General features: G+C 60.2%; 14 protein-coding genes. 4 read left to right on the forward strand and 10 right to left on the reverse strand.

Annotated features, from left to right (window positions below):
* Positions 1-227 precede the first annotated feature (227 nt).
* From BMY54_RS18605 to BMY54_RS18620, 4 genes are all read left to right on the forward strand, one after another.
* On the forward strand, positions 228-881 hold the full coding sequence (locus tag BMY54_RS18605) for an HD domain-containing protein (RefSeq protein ID WP_093435382.1): 654 nt from the start codon (positions 228-230) through the stop codon (positions 879-881).
* Between the two features lie 109 nt (positions 882-990).
* Entirely contained in the window at positions 991-2,187 is a 1,197-nt protein-coding gene (locus BMY54_RS18610) for an MFS transporter (protein WP_093435384.1), read from the forward strand.
* A gap of 82 nt (positions 2,188-2,269) precedes the next feature.
* Positions 2,270-2,611 (forward strand): hypothetical protein, encoded by a 342-nt coding sequence (locus tag BMY54_RS18615; protein ID WP_007908306.1) that lies wholly within the window; start codon positions 2,270-2,272, stop codon positions 2,609-2,611.
* A 44-nt stretch (positions 2,612-2,655) separates the two neighbouring features.
* Entirely contained in the window at positions 2,656-2,910 is a 255-nt protein-coding gene (locus BMY54_RS18620) for a hypothetical protein (protein ID WP_093435386.1), read from the forward strand.
* 160 nt (positions 2,911-3,070) lie between these two features.
* On the opposite strand, the gene BMY54_RS18625 is transcribed toward BMY54_RS18620, so the two are convergent.
* The 10 genes from BMY54_RS18625 to BMY54_RS18670 all read right to left on the reverse strand — a co-directional run bounded on the left by BMY54_RS18625 (position 3,071) and on the right by BMY54_RS18670 (position 14,166).
* Positions 3,071-4,000, reverse strand: a complete 930-nt coding sequence (locus tag BMY54_RS18625) for a PfkB family carbohydrate kinase (RefSeq protein WP_093435388.1) — start codon at positions 3,998-4,000, stop codon at positions 3,071-3,073.
* The gene (locus tag BMY54_RS18630) at positions 3,993-5,459 is read right to left on the reverse strand and encodes a purine-cytosine permease family protein (RefSeq protein ID WP_093435390.1); all 1,467 of its coding nucleotides are present in this window, start codon (positions 5,457-5,459) and stop codon (positions 3,993-3,995) included. The genes BMY54_RS18625 and BMY54_RS18630 overlap by 8 nt, the downstream gene beginning before the upstream one ends.
* A gap of 203 nt (positions 5,460-5,662) precedes the next feature.
* On the reverse strand, positions 5,663-6,661 hold the full coding sequence (locus BMY54_RS18635; protein ID WP_093435393.1) for an ADP-ribosylglycohydrolase family protein: 999 nt from the start codon (positions 6,659-6,661) through the stop codon (positions 5,663-5,665).
* Positions 6,658-7,371, reverse strand: coding sequence for a GntR family transcriptional regulator (locus BMY54_RS18640; protein WP_093435395.1), 714 nt, complete (start codon positions 7,369-7,371; stop codon positions 6,658-6,660). Before BMY54_RS18640 ends, BMY54_RS18635 begins: the two co-directional genes overlap by 4 nt.
* Before the next feature lie 259 nt (positions 7,372-7,630).
* A complete protein-coding gene (araH, locus tag BMY54_RS18645; RefSeq protein ID WP_026000669.1) occupies positions 7,631-8,599 on the reverse strand; it encodes an L-arabinose ABC transporter permease AraH in 969 nt (322 codons plus the stop codon).
* 12 nt (positions 8,600-8,611) lie between these two features.
* Positions 8,612-10,159, reverse strand: a complete 1,548-nt coding sequence (gene araG / locus BMY54_RS18650) for an L-arabinose ABC transporter ATP-binding protein AraG (protein WP_093435398.1) — start codon at positions 10,157-10,159, stop codon at positions 8,612-8,614.
* A 53-nt stretch (positions 10,160-10,212) separates the two neighbouring features.
* On the reverse strand, positions 10,213-11,217 hold the full coding sequence (locus BMY54_RS18655) for a substrate-binding domain-containing protein (protein ID WP_064120360.1): 1,005 nt from the start codon (positions 11,215-11,217) through the stop codon (positions 10,213-10,215).
* Between the two features lie 135 nt (positions 11,218-11,352).
* Complete coding sequence (locus BMY54_RS18660; protein ID WP_093435401.1) at positions 11,353-12,171, reverse strand: SDR family oxidoreductase; 819 nt, start codon at positions 12,169-12,171, stop codon at positions 11,353-11,355.
* 270 nt (positions 12,172-12,441) lie between these two features.
* Positions 12,442-13,317 (reverse strand): SMP-30/gluconolactonase/LRE family protein, encoded by an 876-nt coding sequence (locus BMY54_RS18665; protein WP_093435403.1) that lies wholly within the window; start codon positions 13,315-13,317, stop codon positions 12,442-12,444.
* A 132-nt stretch (positions 13,318-13,449) separates the two neighbouring features.
* Positions 13,450-14,166, reverse strand: a complete 717-nt coding sequence (locus BMY54_RS18670; protein ID WP_093435405.1) for a FadR/GntR family transcriptional regulator — start codon at positions 14,164-14,166, stop codon at positions 13,450-13,452.
* Between the last annotated feature and the right edge of the window lie 137 nt (positions 14,167-14,303).

The following is a 14,303-nucleotide window of genomic DNA, read 5'->3' on the forward strand; positions in this document are numbered from 1 at the left end:
CGGGCCTTGTCGGAAAAAGGAAAACGCCATACTAAGGTGGTGAGCGGCGCTCGTCACATGGCAAAACACACACACTACCCTGCGCAATGTTGCAAACACTGCAGTTCCCTGTGGGAGCGAGCCTGCTCGCGAAAGCATTCTGTCATTCAACAATGCAAGTGACTGTAAGGACGCCTTCGCGAGCAAGCTCGCTCCCACAGGGACTTCGACAATCTGAAAGGATGCTCATGAACCCAGCGTTTTTTACCCCCGTAGAGGCACTCGCAGTAGCCCTGTTGCCCCACGCCCTCGAGCCATCAGACGACGGCGCTCACGACCTCGCTCACCTGCAGCGGGTCTGGCATAACGTGCGTACGCTGCAAGCAGAAGAAGGCGGCGATCTTGAGGTGTTGTTGGCCGCCGTGCTCTTGCACGATTGCGTCGCCGTCGAGAAGAACTCGCCACTGCGTTCGCAGGCTTCGCGGCTGGCGGCAGATAAAGCTTCGTCAGTGCTGGCCGATCTGAACTGGTCCGAAGAAAAAATCGCCGCCGTCGCCCACGCCATCGAAGCCCACAGTTTCTCCGCCAACATCACCCCGCTCACCCTCGAAGCGAAAATCGTCCAGGACGCCGATCGGCTCGACTCACTCGGCATGCTCGGCGTCGCCCGCACGTTCTACGTCGCCGGACGCATGGGCTCGGCGCTGTACGACCCGCAGGATCCCGAAGCGAAACAACGCGATTACGATGACACGCGTTTTTGCCTCGATCATTTCCAGACCAAACTGCTGCACCTCGCCGACGGTTTCCAGACCACCGCCGGCCAGCGTCTTGCGCAGGTCCGTCATCTGCGCCTGAAGGGATTCATGGAGCAGTTCAAGGAAGAGATCGGCCTCGCTTGAGCATTACTCCGGCGTGCAGTGATCCTGACTTCGCCAAGCTCAGACCTAAGCCGCCTGCCTGACGTGTTAAACAGATGACGCTGAATTTTTCCGCTTAAGGATTCACGTCATGTCGCAAGTAACACCCAAGGTTTCAGGCAAGTTGTTCGGCCTGTTCTGCCTCGCCAGTTATCTGTTGTCGCTTTCGTACGGCTCGACGTTTTTATTGTCACTGTTGATCAGTTCTCGCGGCGGCAATGAGCACGATGCCGGCAGTGTGATTTCGGCGGCGATGCTCAGTACGTTTGTGGCGGTGCTGGTGTCCGGGCATCTGTCGGACTGGCTCGGGGCGGCGCGCTCGATTGCAGTGTTCGGGTTGTTGCTGGTCGCGGCGAGTCTGGGCTTTGCGATGACGCCGGGGGTCGGCCATCTGCTGCTGTTTTTCGGTTTGCTGCTGGGTTTGGGCTGGGGCGTTTTCTATACCTTGGGGCCGATCATCGTCGCCAGTCTGGTGACTCCGGCGCAGCGGGCGAAATATTTCGCCTTGCTGTCCGGCAGCATGATGACCGGCATTGGCAGCGGCCCGTTGCTCGGGCGTGCGGCGAGTGCGTTGGGCCTGTCGCTGACCTCGGCGTTCTATCTGGCAGCGCTGGCGAGTCTGATCGGTGTGCTGCTGTTCTGGCGGCTCGGGGCTCGATTGAAAAGCACACAAGCCGCTTCAGCGGCGAGAATCACCTGGCAAGCGACCACTCAAGTGCTCGGCTCGCGTGCGCTGTTTCCGATCATCATGGTTGGTCTCGGCGGTTGCGTATTTGGCGGTCTGTCGAGTTTCCAGACCAGTTACGCCGCTGCGCGATCGCTGGATTATTCGCTATTCTTTCTGGGGTTCATGAGTGCGGCAATCAGCAGCCGCATGCTGATCGCCGGCTATGTGGTCAAGCGTGATCCGCTGCGCGCTTCTTGCCTGTTGTCGGGACTGATGCTCGGCTCGATCGTGCTGTTCGCCTTCGGCGTACACAGTGGATTCACCTATTTGCTGGCGGCGTTGATGCTCGGCGTCGGGTATGGGCTGACCTATTCGGTGATCAACGGCCTGGCGGCCAACGAAGCACCGGCCGGTACTACATCGCAGGCCTTGTTGCTGTTCAGTCTTTCGTACTTCATCGGCGTGTTTGGTTTCCCGCTATTGGCCGGCAAAATCATCGTTGAGCACGGCATGAGCACACTGCTTTTGACGGTCTTGATCGTCGCGTTGGCCAACTGGCTGATTACCCTTGGCCGCTTGCTCTGGCGGCGGATCAGTCTGAAAGCCGCGCAGGCAACCTAGACCGTTCGTCGCTGATCAGGCACCAATCCGATCACTGGGCAGACCAACGACAGGTAAGGATTCCAATCACTGGAGAAGCCCTATGATCCCGTCAAGGTTGACCGCTTTTGTATTCAGCGCCCTGCTCTGCCCTGCGGTTTTCGCCGCATCCGCCACCGCTGCGGGCACCGGCCCTACCGATCCGACTCCGCCACGCGCCCCCGCCATCAACAGTGCTCCCGGTATGAATACCGATGGCTCGGGCGTTCCCTTGATCAATCAGCCGCCCGCCACCGGTACTGATCCGCGCACCCAGGGCAGTGACCCGGGCCGGCAGGGCGGCATGAATACCCCCGACGCCCCCGCCACGCCAGACAACGCGGGCCCCGGCGTCGGCTCGAAAACCACCACCGGTGGCTCCGGTTCCGAAGGCTCCGGTCAGTAGTTCGCCGACGCGAGCGTCCTGTTCAACCCAATGAAGAGGTAACCATGAACGTCGATAAAAACCTGGAAAAAGAAGTCCTCACCCGTCTGTTGCACGCCCATCCGAGTGGTCTGGGAAAAGAGGTGCTGGATAATTACCGGGGCGAGAAGGTAGTGGCCAGCGCCCTCGCCGCTTTGCAGGATCGTGGACTGATTCACCACGGGCATGTGACCTGCAACGAGGCTGGCGAACATTCGTTGAACCTGCCGATCAAGCTCAGTGCGGCTGGCGTTGAGGTAGCGCGCAAGCTGGATAGCTGAGCGATATGATCGTGTGATCGCTAATCATGCAGGAGATGCAGTTGGCTGCGATCTTTGCTTTTATAAGATCAAAAGATCGCAGCCTTCGGCAGCTCCTACATTGGATCTGAGGCGAACATAAATCCCCTGTGGGAGCGAGCTTGCTCGCGAAAGCTATCTATCAGGCGCCGCCGGACTCGCGGATAAACGCATCCACTTCAGTCGCACCCGGCGAAGTCGCCGGCCCCCACCGCGTCACCGCCAAAGCTGCCGCCGCATTCGCCCGTCGCGCTGCTTCATGCGCTGTCAAACCCTGCGCCAGTCCCGCGACAAAGACGCCGGCATGGGCATCGCCGGCACCATTGCTGTCCACCGCTTTCACAGCAAACCCCGGGACATGCCGACGCTCATCGCGCTGATGAATCCAGCACCCTTGCGGCCCGTCACGGACCACGATCAGCACTTCATTGGGCAGATGCTCAGCGAGACGATCCAGCGCACCCCCAATATCCTCAGCCCCGGTAAAGCGCAGCGCTTCAACACTGTTGCTGGTCCACACATCAATGCGCGGCAGCAGCGCCTGCATCAGCGGCGAGTCCGGCGATTCCACCAACGGGCCCGGATCGAACACTACGTTGATCGACTCCGGTAACGCCAATGTCCAGTCGAGCAACGCCTGCGCTTTGCCTTCGTGCAACAGGCTGTAGCCACTGAGATAAACGTAATCGCCCGCCTCGACCGCAACGCTGTTCAGATCCTCCGCCGTCACCTCACCTTCAGCGCCGATGTAGGAAATGAAACTGCGCTCCGCCGACGCATCGGTCAGCGCCACACACAACCCGGTGTCGCGCTGCGCAGGCTGGCGAATGCCGATGTGAATCCCCTCGGCATTCATCGCTTCACGCGCCAGATCACCGAAACGCCCGCTGCCATGGCGGCCGAGATAAACCACCGGCAGGCGATTGCGCACGGCCGCCGCCATCACATTGAAACCGCCGCCCGCTTCGAAACCCGCCGACTGCGCCAGCACGTCGCCGCCAACCTGCGGCAGCTTATCCACGGCCATGACCAGGTCGATGATGACTTGGCCGGTGTGCAACATCTTAGGCATGAGCATTCTCGGTTTGCGCGGCGCGGCGGTCTTTCGCCCCGCCGAGGACAAAGTAAATGCCACCAGCCACCACGAAGGTCACGATCCAGCCGAGGCCGTTGTGGCCCAGCCACGAGTCGGACAAAAAGCCCTTGAACCAGACGTTCTCGGCGGTAGTGCCAATGGTGGTGAAACTGAAGCCAAGGACGATGGCAATCGCCCACGCGCCAAACGCGCGCCACTCGATACCGCCGTGATACCAGTAGGCACTGCTCGGGCTGACGTCGAGCAGGTCTTTCGGGCTGTAGTAATGACGGTGAATCAGGTCAACGACGAAGATCCCGACCCACGCGGTGATCGGCACCGCCAGCAGGGAAATGAAGGTAATGAACGGGCCGTAGAAGCTGTCGGCGATCAGCATGAAGTAGATTGAGCCGGCGAAGATCGCGACGATATCGACCACCACCGCGTAGACGCGTTTGACCTTCAGGCCGAGGGTCAGCGTGGTCAGACCGGCGGAGTACACCGACAGGTTGTTCGACAGCAACAAGCCACCGAACGCCGTGATCAGGTACGGCACGGCCATCCACGTTGGGAGCATGTCGCGGATTGCAACAATCGGGTCAGTCGCCGAAGCGAGGTCGTTGTTGCCCACCGACAGCAAGCCGCCGAGGGTGATCAGCAGCACCAGCGGAATGCCCGCGCCGAACGCGGCGGACGCGACCAGTCGCACAGCCTTGACGCTGCGATGCTGATAGCGCGACATGTCGGCGCCAGCGTTGGCCCAACCGATGCCGGTGCCGGCGGCCATGGTGCCAATGCCGATGATCATTGCGCTCATCGGCGCTGGCGTAGCGTTGAACACCGCGCTCCAGTCGATGGTCGCGCAGAGGAAACCGCCGACCAGAAGATTCAGCGCGCCGAACACGTAGGTCGCCCACTTCTGGATCACCAGCAAGGTCGCATGGCCGAGGCCGGATACCGACAGAGTCAGCAGCACGAAAATCGCGATAAAGATCAACGTCAGTATCGGCGCACTTTTCGCTTCCACTGGCGAGCCGAACAGGATCGAGCACAGCGACAACAGCACAAATGCAGCGGTGGTGGTGTTGACGGTTTCCCAACCCAGGCGCGACATCAGCGAGACCAGCGTCGGGCCGATATTGCCGCGCACGCCGAAGATCGCCCGCGACAAGGTCAGGCTCGGCGCGCGGCCACGGCGACCGGCAATCGATATGATCCCGACCACCGCGAATGAACCGGCAGCACCGATGATTGCGACGATGATCGCCTGCCAGATCGCCAGCCCGCGAAACGCCACCAGCGTGGCGCCCAGCGGCAGACCGAGGATGGAAATGTTGGCGGCGAACCAGACCCAGAACAGTTGCAGCGGATGGCCGTTGCACTCGGCTTCCGGCACCGGTTCGATGCCGCGGGTTTCCAGTTGCCCGGCGCTTTGCCCGGCGTTTGATGAACTCATGAAGGTGCTCCTGTTTGCCTTTTTTGTGGTTGTGGCAATGATGCAAAACGACAAGACATCGCGGCCGTCCTCGGCCTGTCTGCGCGATCCATTGCGGGTTAAAAATTCGAAATTCGCGGTGCGGCTTTCGCGAGCAGGCTCGCTCCCACAGGTACCGTGTAATCCTTGTGGGAGCGAGCCTGCTCGCGAAGGCGCTAACCTGGTTAGCGCAAGGCCAACAGCCCCTGCACCAACGGCTCCAGCTCCAGATGATTGACGGCCTTCACCGTGTCGATCATCGGCACTGGCCAGCTCTCAAGACCCAGGCAGGCCCCGAGCATGGCGCCGAGAATCGCCGCGATGGTGTCAGTGTCACCCCCAAGACTGGCGGCCATGCACAACGCATCAAACGCGCTCATCTCGCCGACGGCCACTTGCTGCGCCAGGGCAAACGAGACCACCACCGATTCCTGCGACGCCACCGAAGTACCGATCACGTCGTAGAGCAGATCCGCCAGCAAAGCCTTGTCGCTATCGACACTGATGGTGCGCGCCCAACTGATTCGCGAGCCAATGCGCCCACCGGCCACCCAGTGCCCGTGCGCCTCGGCTTGCTGAGCGATGTGCTGGCCGAGGTTCAACGCCTCGCCCAGGTCCATGCCATTGATGCCGGCAGATACCACCGCTGCCACCGCCGCCGCACTGGAAATCCCCAGTGTGGTGTTGTGGGTGACCTGACAGGCCTGTACCACCGCTGCGATAAACCGCTGAGGATCGGCAACATCCGCCGCGATCCCTACCGGCGTAATGCGCATGGCCGCGCCGTTGGTGGTGCCGTAGCGTCCGGCCTCTTCCGGCGAATGGCCGGCGAGGATCATTTCGATGGCGCGCTTGGTCGACGGCCCGAGCAAGTCCTGCGAGCCCTTGGCCTGCATCTCGGCTTCCCACTCGATCAAGCGTTGCGCGAGGATCGCCGGTTCGATGCGGCCTTTGCCTTCGACCAGCAACTCACCGACCAGAATGGCTTGTTCAGTGTCGTCGGTGATCGAGCCTTTGGGCAAGTTTGCGGCGATCGGTTGCAGTGGCCCGGCATCCTGCAGATCAGTGATCTGGCCGAAGCGGGTCTTGATCGTTTCGCGGTTCAGCGATTGCGTCGGCATGCCCAGTGCATCACCGAGGGCCAGGCCATAGAAAGCACCAAGGGCACGGTTGAGCGCGGTCATTTCGATTCTCCAAATTGCAGGTGCAAACGGAAATGCACCGGATCGAGCAGGCTTTCGACCAACTCCATGAAACGGTTCTGGCGATCATAGGTGGTACGCAACGCCTTGAGGAAAACGGTGCCGACCGGGCGCCCGAGCAATTCGGCGTCTTCGGCATTCAACGGCTCGGCACCGATCCACTGATCACCGCGTTCGCCGATGTAGCCGTATGCGGCAAGGGTGATGGTCAGGGAATTGTCGATCAGACCGACACGCGGCAGGCTTTCCAGGCCGCCAGTGGCCGGCATCAAAGAGCGTTCGAGGGAGACCAGTGTGCCTTCGTTAGAGCGGCGGCGACGGTCGAGGGTGATGAATTGGTCAGTGCCGAACCGCGAGAGCAGATCGGGCCGGGTCACGGCTTCCAGACGCAGCACTTCGGTGTTGATCAGCGCGCCGCTGTCGGCCAGCGCCTGCGCCCAGCCGCTGCGCTGGTCGAGCGCGACACCGTCGAAAGTGACGATGGAGCCGACGCCGCTTTGCGTGGCGATGTAATTGCGCCGTTTCAGTTCGGCCAGTGCTTCGCGCAGCGTGCCTCGGCTGACTTGGAATTCTTGAGCCAACTGATGTTCGCCGGGCAACAGAAAGCCGTCCTCCATGAGGCCGCTTTCGATGCGCCGGACGAGTTCGTCGACCACCCGTTGTTTCTTGTCAAATCGTACCTGTCTAATCATGTACAAGTTGATACCCGAAACGGGTGCGGGCGGGCAAGGAATATTTGGGGAGAGTGACGAAAGGCGGGAGAATCAAAAGCCCCTCACCCTAGCCCTCTCCCGGAGGGAGAGGGAACTGATCGAGGTGTTTATTCCAATTACATCGACCTGAAATATCCAGTCGAACTCAGGTTTGAAAAGCTAAGAGATCTGCTCCCTTTCCCCTCTCCCTCTGGGAGAGGGCTGGGCGGGCGGCGTTCCGATGAGGGTAGCCTTTGACTCAGCGTTGCTTCAGACGGTCAATCACTACGGCCAGCAGCAGGATCGAACCACGAATCACATACTGATAAAACGTGTCGATGTTCTTCAGGTTCATCGCATTCTCAATGATCGCCAGAATCAACACCCCGGCAATCACATGCCGAATCATGCCGATCCCACCGCTCAACGACACCCCGCCCAACACGCAGGCCGAGATCACCGTCAGTTCAAATCCCTGACCAATCATCGGCTGCCCCGAGGTCATCCGCGACGCCAGAATCACCCCGGCCAACGCACCAATCACACCATGCACGGCAAAGATAATGATCTTGGTCCGGTCAACGTTCACACCCGCGAGCAACGCCGCTTCCTGGTTGCCACCGATGGCCATGGTGTTGCGCCCGTAGGTGGTGTAATTCAACAGCCAACCAAAAAACAGAAAGCAAACAATGGTGATCAGAATCGGCACCGGCACGCCAAACAACTGGCCATTGCCGAAAACGAAGAACGATTCCTGCGACACGCCCACTGCTTTGCCGTTGGCAAAAATGTAAGCCAGACCGCGAACGATCTGCATGGTCGCCAACGTCGTGATCAACGCATTGACGCGCAACTTGGCAATCACGATGCCGTTGATCAACCCGACAATCAGGCCCATCACCAGCGCCGCGCTGACACCGAGAAACACGCTATTGGTGTCGCGCATCACCACCGCCGCAACCACCCCGGCGCAGGCAATCACCGAGCCCACCGACAGGTCGAAATGCCCCGACGCCAGGCAGTACAACATCGTGCACGCGGCAATCCCGGTGGTGGAAATCGCCAGGCCCAGGCCACGCATGTTCAGCGGCGAGAGGAAGTTGTCGATCAGCAGCGTGCAGGCAACGAATATGCCCACAGCCGCCAGCAACATGACCCAGTCATCAAGGAAGCGCCGCATGTCCAGCGGCTTGCGCTCTTTGGGCAGGGTTTCGTTTTGGGTTGTCATCATAGTCACCTCTCAGTTCGCCACGCCATCAGCGCGGTGGCGCGGCAAAGCCAGTTGCAGCAGGTTGGATTCATTGGCCTGGTCGCGGCTGATTTCGCCGCGCAAGGCGCCTTCGCAAAGCACCAGAATGCGATCGGAAATGCCCATCACTTCCATCAGGTCGCTGGACACCACGATCACCGAAATACCCTCAGCAGCGAGGTTATGGATGATCTGGTAAATCTCGGCTTTGGCACCGATGTCGATGCCGCGCGTCGGTTCGTCGAGCAGCAGGACCTTCATCGGCATCGACAGCCAGCGACCGAGAATGGCCTTCTGCTGATTGCCGCCGGAGAGGAATTTGATCTGCTGGCCGGCGTGCGGGGTTTTCACTTTCAGCGCTTTGATCTGTTTGTCGGCGTTGCCCTTTTCCCACAGACCGCGAATCAGGCAACCGAGGCCCGAATGGGCGCCGCGTGCGCTGATGTTGATGTTTTCGGCGACGCTGGCCAGCGGGATGATGCCTTCCTTCTTGCGATCTTCCGGGCAGAGCAGAATGCCCGCAGCAATCGCGTCGCGCGGTGAGCGCAGTTTCAGTTCGTGACCGCGCAATTCGAGGCGTCCGGCGGTGTTGCGTTCCAGCCCGCTGAGCAGGCGAAACAGCTCGGTGCGCCCTGCCCCGACCAATCCGAACAGGCCAAGGATTTCACCTTTGTGCGCTTCGAAACTGATCGGCTCGCGCAGACCCGGGCCGAGCAAACCATCAACCTTCAGCGCGACGGCACCGCGTGGTCGATGGCGATAATCGTAGATGTCCTGAATGTCGCGACCGACCATGCAGGTCACCAGTTGATCGTGGGTCAACTGGCTCATGTCGTCGAATGTGCGCACGTAGCGACCGTCCTTGAACACCGTCACGGCGTCACAGATGCGGAACACTTCTTCCATGCGGTGGGAAACGTAGAGCACGACTTTGCCCTCGTCACGCAAGCGGCCGATGATTGCCATCAAGCGGTCGATCTCGCGGGCCGAAAGGCTGCTGGTCGGCTCGTCGAAAGCGATGACGTGGGCACCGCGCGACAGCGCCTTGGCGATTTCCACCAGTTGCCGCTGGCCGAGGGACAAGCGCCCGACCTTGGTCTGCGGATCGATTTCGTCGGCCAGGCCTTTGAGGCAGTTCAACGCTTGCTGACGCAGGACACCGCGATTGATCAAACCGAAACTGGCCGGCAGATGGCCGAGAAACAGGTTTTCGGCGACGGTCATTTCCGGCACCAGATGCAACTCCTGGTGAATCACCGCGACGCCGCTGCCGATGCTGTCAGCGGTCGACTTGAACGCCATGGTCTGCTCGCCGATCTGCAACTCGCCGCTGCTCGGGATGTAAGCACCGCCGAGGATTTTCAGCAGGGTCGATTTGCCAGCGCCGTTCTCGCCCATCAAGGCGTGAACCTGGCCGGGATGGGCGACAAAGCTGATGGCGTCCAGCGCTTTCACCCCGGGAAAGGTTTTGCCGATCCCGTTGAAGCGCAGGCTGCCGCTGGCACCGTGTTGTTCTTGTGTTTGTACTTGCGCGTGCATAAAGCCACCTCTTCACACCGAAAAACGGCCCGGCTGCCCGGGCCGTCACTGCGTCAGTTCCACAGGCCGATTTTTTCCAGCTCTTGCTTGAAGTTCTCGCGGGTGATCAGGGTGACGTCGTCCATCGCGGTGTACTTCGGCGGTTCTTTGCCGGTGGTGACCCACTCGTACATCATCTCGGCAGTCTTGTAGCCTTCGATGTGCGGGCTTGGCAGCATTGAGCCAAAGAAGCCGCTGTTAGGCTTTTTCAGTTCGCCGATGGCGTCGGTGCCGTTGATGCCGATGCCGATCACGTTGGCCGCGGCAAAACCGGCGGCTTCGGTGGCGCGTACGCCGCCGAGCACGGTGTTGTCGTTCATGCCGCCGATGATCAGGTTTTTCGCCGCGCTCGGCAGTTTCACCAGCGCCGAGTTGGTGGCGTCCATGCTGCCCGGCACGTCGAGGGTTTTCAGCGCGGCAAACAGAATGTGATCCTTCGGCATCCCGGCGTCCTCGAGGGATTTCACCGAACCGTCGGTGCGCTTCTTGCCGGTGTCGAGTTCGTTGTAGGTGTTGACCACCGCGTAAGTGTCTTTCCAGTCCCAGTTACGTTTCTTCGCTTCGGCGACCATGGCGTTGCCCTGCTTCTGGCCAACTTCAAACGCGGCCATGCCGAGGTACGGCACGTCTTCCATGAACTTGCCGTTGGCGTCGACGAAACGGTCATCGACGGCAATCACTTTCAGGTCGTTGAGTTTGGCCTTGGCCATGATTGCCGGGCCGAGCGAGACGTCCGGCGGGCAAATCACGAAGCCCTTGGCACCGTTGGCAGCAAGACTGTCGATCGCCGAGAGGGTTTTCTCACCGTCCGGCACGGCAATCTTGATCAGTTCAAAGCCCTTGTCCTTGGCGGCTTTCTCGGCGAAGGCCCACTCGGTCTGGAACCACGGTTCTTCCGCCTGCTTGACCAGAAAACCGATTTTCACGGTGTCGGCAGCGAGCAGCGCACTGCTCAGGCTGAACGCGGTGACCGCCAGGGCGGTACTGCACAGGGTACGAATCCCGAAACGACGTTTCATAAGCTGACTCCTTGTTATTTTTTTGAGCAATATTTGAAAAGCGTTAAAGCGTGTTCCTGCAATGCCTGTTGAAAATAGTCATATCGTATGATGATTGGATTTCACACGGATTTATCCGCGTGAAAGCCACTGTGCTCAGTCGTGGTACATCACCGAGCGACCACCATCGATGGTGATGCATGAAGCATTGATGAACGGCGCTTCATCACTGGCCAGAAACACCGCCGTCATTGCCACTTCGAGCGGCTGACCGATGCGTTTCGGCGGGTGCAGATCGAAGGCGCGCTGACGCTCGGCGTGCGGGTCGGCGAAACCGTTCCAGTAATCGACGTTCAGTTGCGTTTCGATATAGCCCGGGGCGATGGCGTTGACGCGAATACCTTTCGCCGCGTATTCGATGCCGAGCGCGCGGGTCAGGCCGAGCAAACCGTGCTTGGCCACCGGGTACGGAAAGCAACCGGGAATGATGTGGCTGGAATGGGTCGAGGCGATATTGATGATGCTGCCGACGCCCTGCTCGATCATCTGCGGCAGCACTGCCTTGCAACCAAACCAGGCGCCGTCCAAATCAATGGCGAAGCAGCGACGCCAGTCTTCTTCGGTCATGGCCAGCGGATCACGGAACACGTTGACCCCGGCGCAGTTGACCAGCACATCGATGCGCCCGTGCAGCTCAACGGCGCGTTTGGCCATGGCATGCAGGTCGGGCTGATGCGAGACATCCGCCTTCAGCGCTTGCACGTCGTAACCTTGCTCACGCCAGTGCACGGCAACCGTCTCGACTTTTTCCGCCTGAATATCACTGATCACCAGTTTCGCTTGCTGCGAGGCGAACGCCGCAACAATGGCTTCGCCGATGCCTTGCGCGGCCCCGGTCAGCAGCACGACCTTGTTTTTCAGACGCTCGCCCTTCGGCGGTGCGGGCACCGACGGCAGGGAAAGAGGTTCAGCCATGGATCAGGACTCCTGTTTCGCAAGCACAAAAAAACCGGGCATCTGCCGATGTCCGGTCTGGAAGGCGGTTGGAACGAAACAGGCAAGCGCACGCGACAGCTTGGGGCCGTTGCGAGACGCGGACTCCACACGGGAGTGCGATAGACATTCGCTGCATCACTTCACCTGTTTTGTTTTTTTAAGTGTGAGTGCGTGTTACTGCTGGAGCCGACTATAAACCCGACTGCCGAATAATCTCAATATATAATTTTGCATCCCATATTTTGGGATTTAACTGGCAAACCGTGTACAGAGTTTTCCTGCGACATCCACGCGCATCGACAGCACCGCGCCATCCAGCGGATGGTTGTGCGGACTCTTGGCACTGGTGATGTACAGGGTTTTCAGGTCTTCACCGCCGAACACACAACTGGTCGGGCGGCTGACTGGCAGATCAATCCTGCGGTCGACCTTGCCGTCAGGCGTCAGGCGCAGCAGGCAGCTACCGTCCCAGCGGGCATTCCACACGTAGCCTTCGGCATCCATTGCTGAACCGTCCGGGCCACCGTTCTGATCAGGGCCGTACCAGGGAGTGGCCACATCAAGGTTGCCGTCGGCGTGAATAAAATAGCGATACAGCGTGTCCTCGAGACTGTCACCGAACAGGACTGTGGTGCCGTCGTCGCTCCACAGCAACGTATTGGGAATGCCCAGGCCGCGCAGCAATGGCGTGACCCGTTTATCCGGATCAATGCGGAACAGGCCACCGCAGCGCTGGGTGATCGGCAGATCTTCGCCCTGCTCGCCGATGTTGTTTTGCATGGTGCCGAGCCACAGTCGCCCCTGAGCATCGCAACGCGCTTCGTTGGGGCGATTGCCCGGTTGCGGGTCGGCGACGCAGAACAGTGTCAGGCGTGGTTCTAGGCCCGGGGAATCGAGGTCGAGGCGATAGACGCCGCTGCTCAGGGTCACCAGTGCATCGCCGCTGGCGCAGGGGATGAAGGCGGAAACGTGTTCGGGCATCTGCCAGATCTGCACGTTCTGGCCGATCAGGCGCAGGGCCTGTTTGCCGGCGATGTCCACCCAGTACAACGCCTGCGTCGGTGCGTCCCAGAACGGGCCTTCACCGAGTCGGGCGCGGTGTTGGGTCAAGGCGGTCCACGGCATATAACGGTCTCCATTGTTCTTGTGATTTTCTGTAGGAGTGAGCCTGCTCGCGATGGCGTAGTGTCAGTTGACTTCAATGCGGCTGATAGACCGCTATCGCGAGCAGGCTCACTCCTACAGGGGATCTGGGTGTTAGCCGGCTTTTTTGTCGGCCATGACTTTCGGGTAGAAGCGTTTGATCGCCAGGTCCGCATTGTCGATCAGTGTCATGCACGCCCACACGCCCCGCGCGGAATCCCGGGCGGCGATGGCGTCGGCCATGTCCTTGTGGATCGGCAAGGTGCGGCGCAGTTCATCCGGATCGGCAGCAGACACTTCGAACGACACCGCCAGCAATGCGCCGAGGGCCGGAACCATTTGTTCAATGAATTGATTGTGGCTGGCCGCGAGGATGCATTCGTGGAAGAACTGGTCGGCGCGGTTGTAATCGGTGCCGCTGTCGACCGCGCGCTCGAGGGCGTTGTAAGCCAGTTGCACCGCTTCGATCTGGTCCAGCGTCGCCCGCTCACACGCCCAGCGCACGGCCATAGGTTCGATGGTACGGCGCAGGTCGAGCAAGTCATCGACGAAATTTTCCGGCAGACCGTTGCGCGACAGCCAACCGACCACTTGCGGATCGAACAGGTTCCAGCGCCGCACCGGCAGCACGCGGGTGCCGACTTTCGGCCCGACTTCGAGCATGCCTTTGGCGACGAGGGTTTTGATTGCTTCGCGAATGACCGTGCGACTGACGCCGAGCTGTTCACCCAGATCGGCCTCAACCTTGATGGTCTGCCCCGGCTTGACCTGGCCAGCGGCAATCCAGCTGCCAAGCCAGTCAACGGTCGACGAATGAAAGCTGCTGGACATGAACACCTCAAAGCGGATCGCGATAGGTGAACACGCTAATCATCATATGATTAACAGTCAATCAGGATTTTTCAGGCAACCCACAAAACCAAATGTGGGAGCGAGCCTGCTCGCGAAGGCGGTAGGTCAGTCAATAC

The organism is Pseudomonas sp. ok266, from assembly GCF_900110195.1.
Lineage (GTDB): Bacteria > Pseudomonadota > Gammaproteobacteria > Pseudomonadales > Pseudomonadaceae > Aquipseudomonas > Aquipseudomonas neuropathica.

Excerpts from the sequence above, each read along its gene's own strand:
- BMY54_RS18605 (WP_093435382.1), top strand. The coding sequence starts at position 228 with ATGAACCCAGCGTTTTTTACCCCCGTAGAGGCACTCGCAGTAGCCCTG.
- BMY54_RS18610 (WP_093435384.1), top strand. The coding sequence starts at position 991 with ATGTCGCAAGTAACACCCAAGGTTTCAGGCAAGTTGTTCGGCCTGTTC.
- BMY54_RS18615 (WP_007908306.1), top strand. The coding sequence starts at position 2,270 with ATGATCCCGTCAAGGTTGACCGCTTTTGTATTCAGCGCCCTGCTCTGC.
- BMY54_RS18620 (WP_093435386.1), top strand. The coding sequence starts at position 2,656 with ATGAACGTCGATAAAAACCTGGAAAAAGAAGTCCTCACCCGTCTGTTG.
- BMY54_RS18625 (WP_093435388.1), bottom strand. The coding sequence starts at position 4,000 with ATGCCTAAGATGTTGCACACCGGCCAAGTCATCATCGACCTGGTCATG.
- BMY54_RS18630 (WP_093435390.1), bottom strand. The coding sequence starts at position 5,459 with ATGAGTTCATCAAACGCCGGGCAAAGCGCCGGGCAACTGGAAACCCGC.
- BMY54_RS18635 (WP_093435393.1), bottom strand. The coding sequence starts at position 6,661 with ATGACCGCGCTCAACCGTGCCCTTGGTGCTTTCTATGGCCTGGCCCTC.
- BMY54_RS18640 (WP_093435395.1), bottom strand. The coding sequence starts at position 7,371 with ATGATTAGACAGGTACGATTTGACAAGAAACAACGGGTGGTCGACGAA.
- araH (WP_026000669.1), bottom strand. The coding sequence starts at position 8,599 with ATGACAACCCAAAACGAAACCCTGCCCAAAGAGCGCAAGCCGCTGGAC.
- araG (WP_093435398.1), bottom strand. The coding sequence starts at position 10,159 with ATGCACGCGCAAGTACAAACACAAGAACAACACGGTGCCAGCGGCAGC.
- BMY54_RS18655 (WP_064120360.1), bottom strand. The coding sequence starts at position 11,217 with ATGAAACGTCGTTTCGGGATTCGTACCCTGTGCAGTACCGCCCTGGCG.
- BMY54_RS18660 (WP_093435401.1), bottom strand. The coding sequence starts at position 12,171 with ATGGCTGAACCTCTTTCCCTGCCGTCGGTGCCCGCACCGCCGAAGGGC.
- BMY54_RS18665 (WP_093435403.1), bottom strand. The coding sequence starts at position 13,317 with ATGCCGTGGACCGCCTTGACCCAACACCGCGCCCGACTCGGTGAAGGC.
- BMY54_RS18670 (WP_093435405.1), bottom strand. The coding sequence starts at position 14,166 with ATGTCCAGCAGCTTTCATTCGTCGACCGTTGACTGGCTTGGCAGCTGG.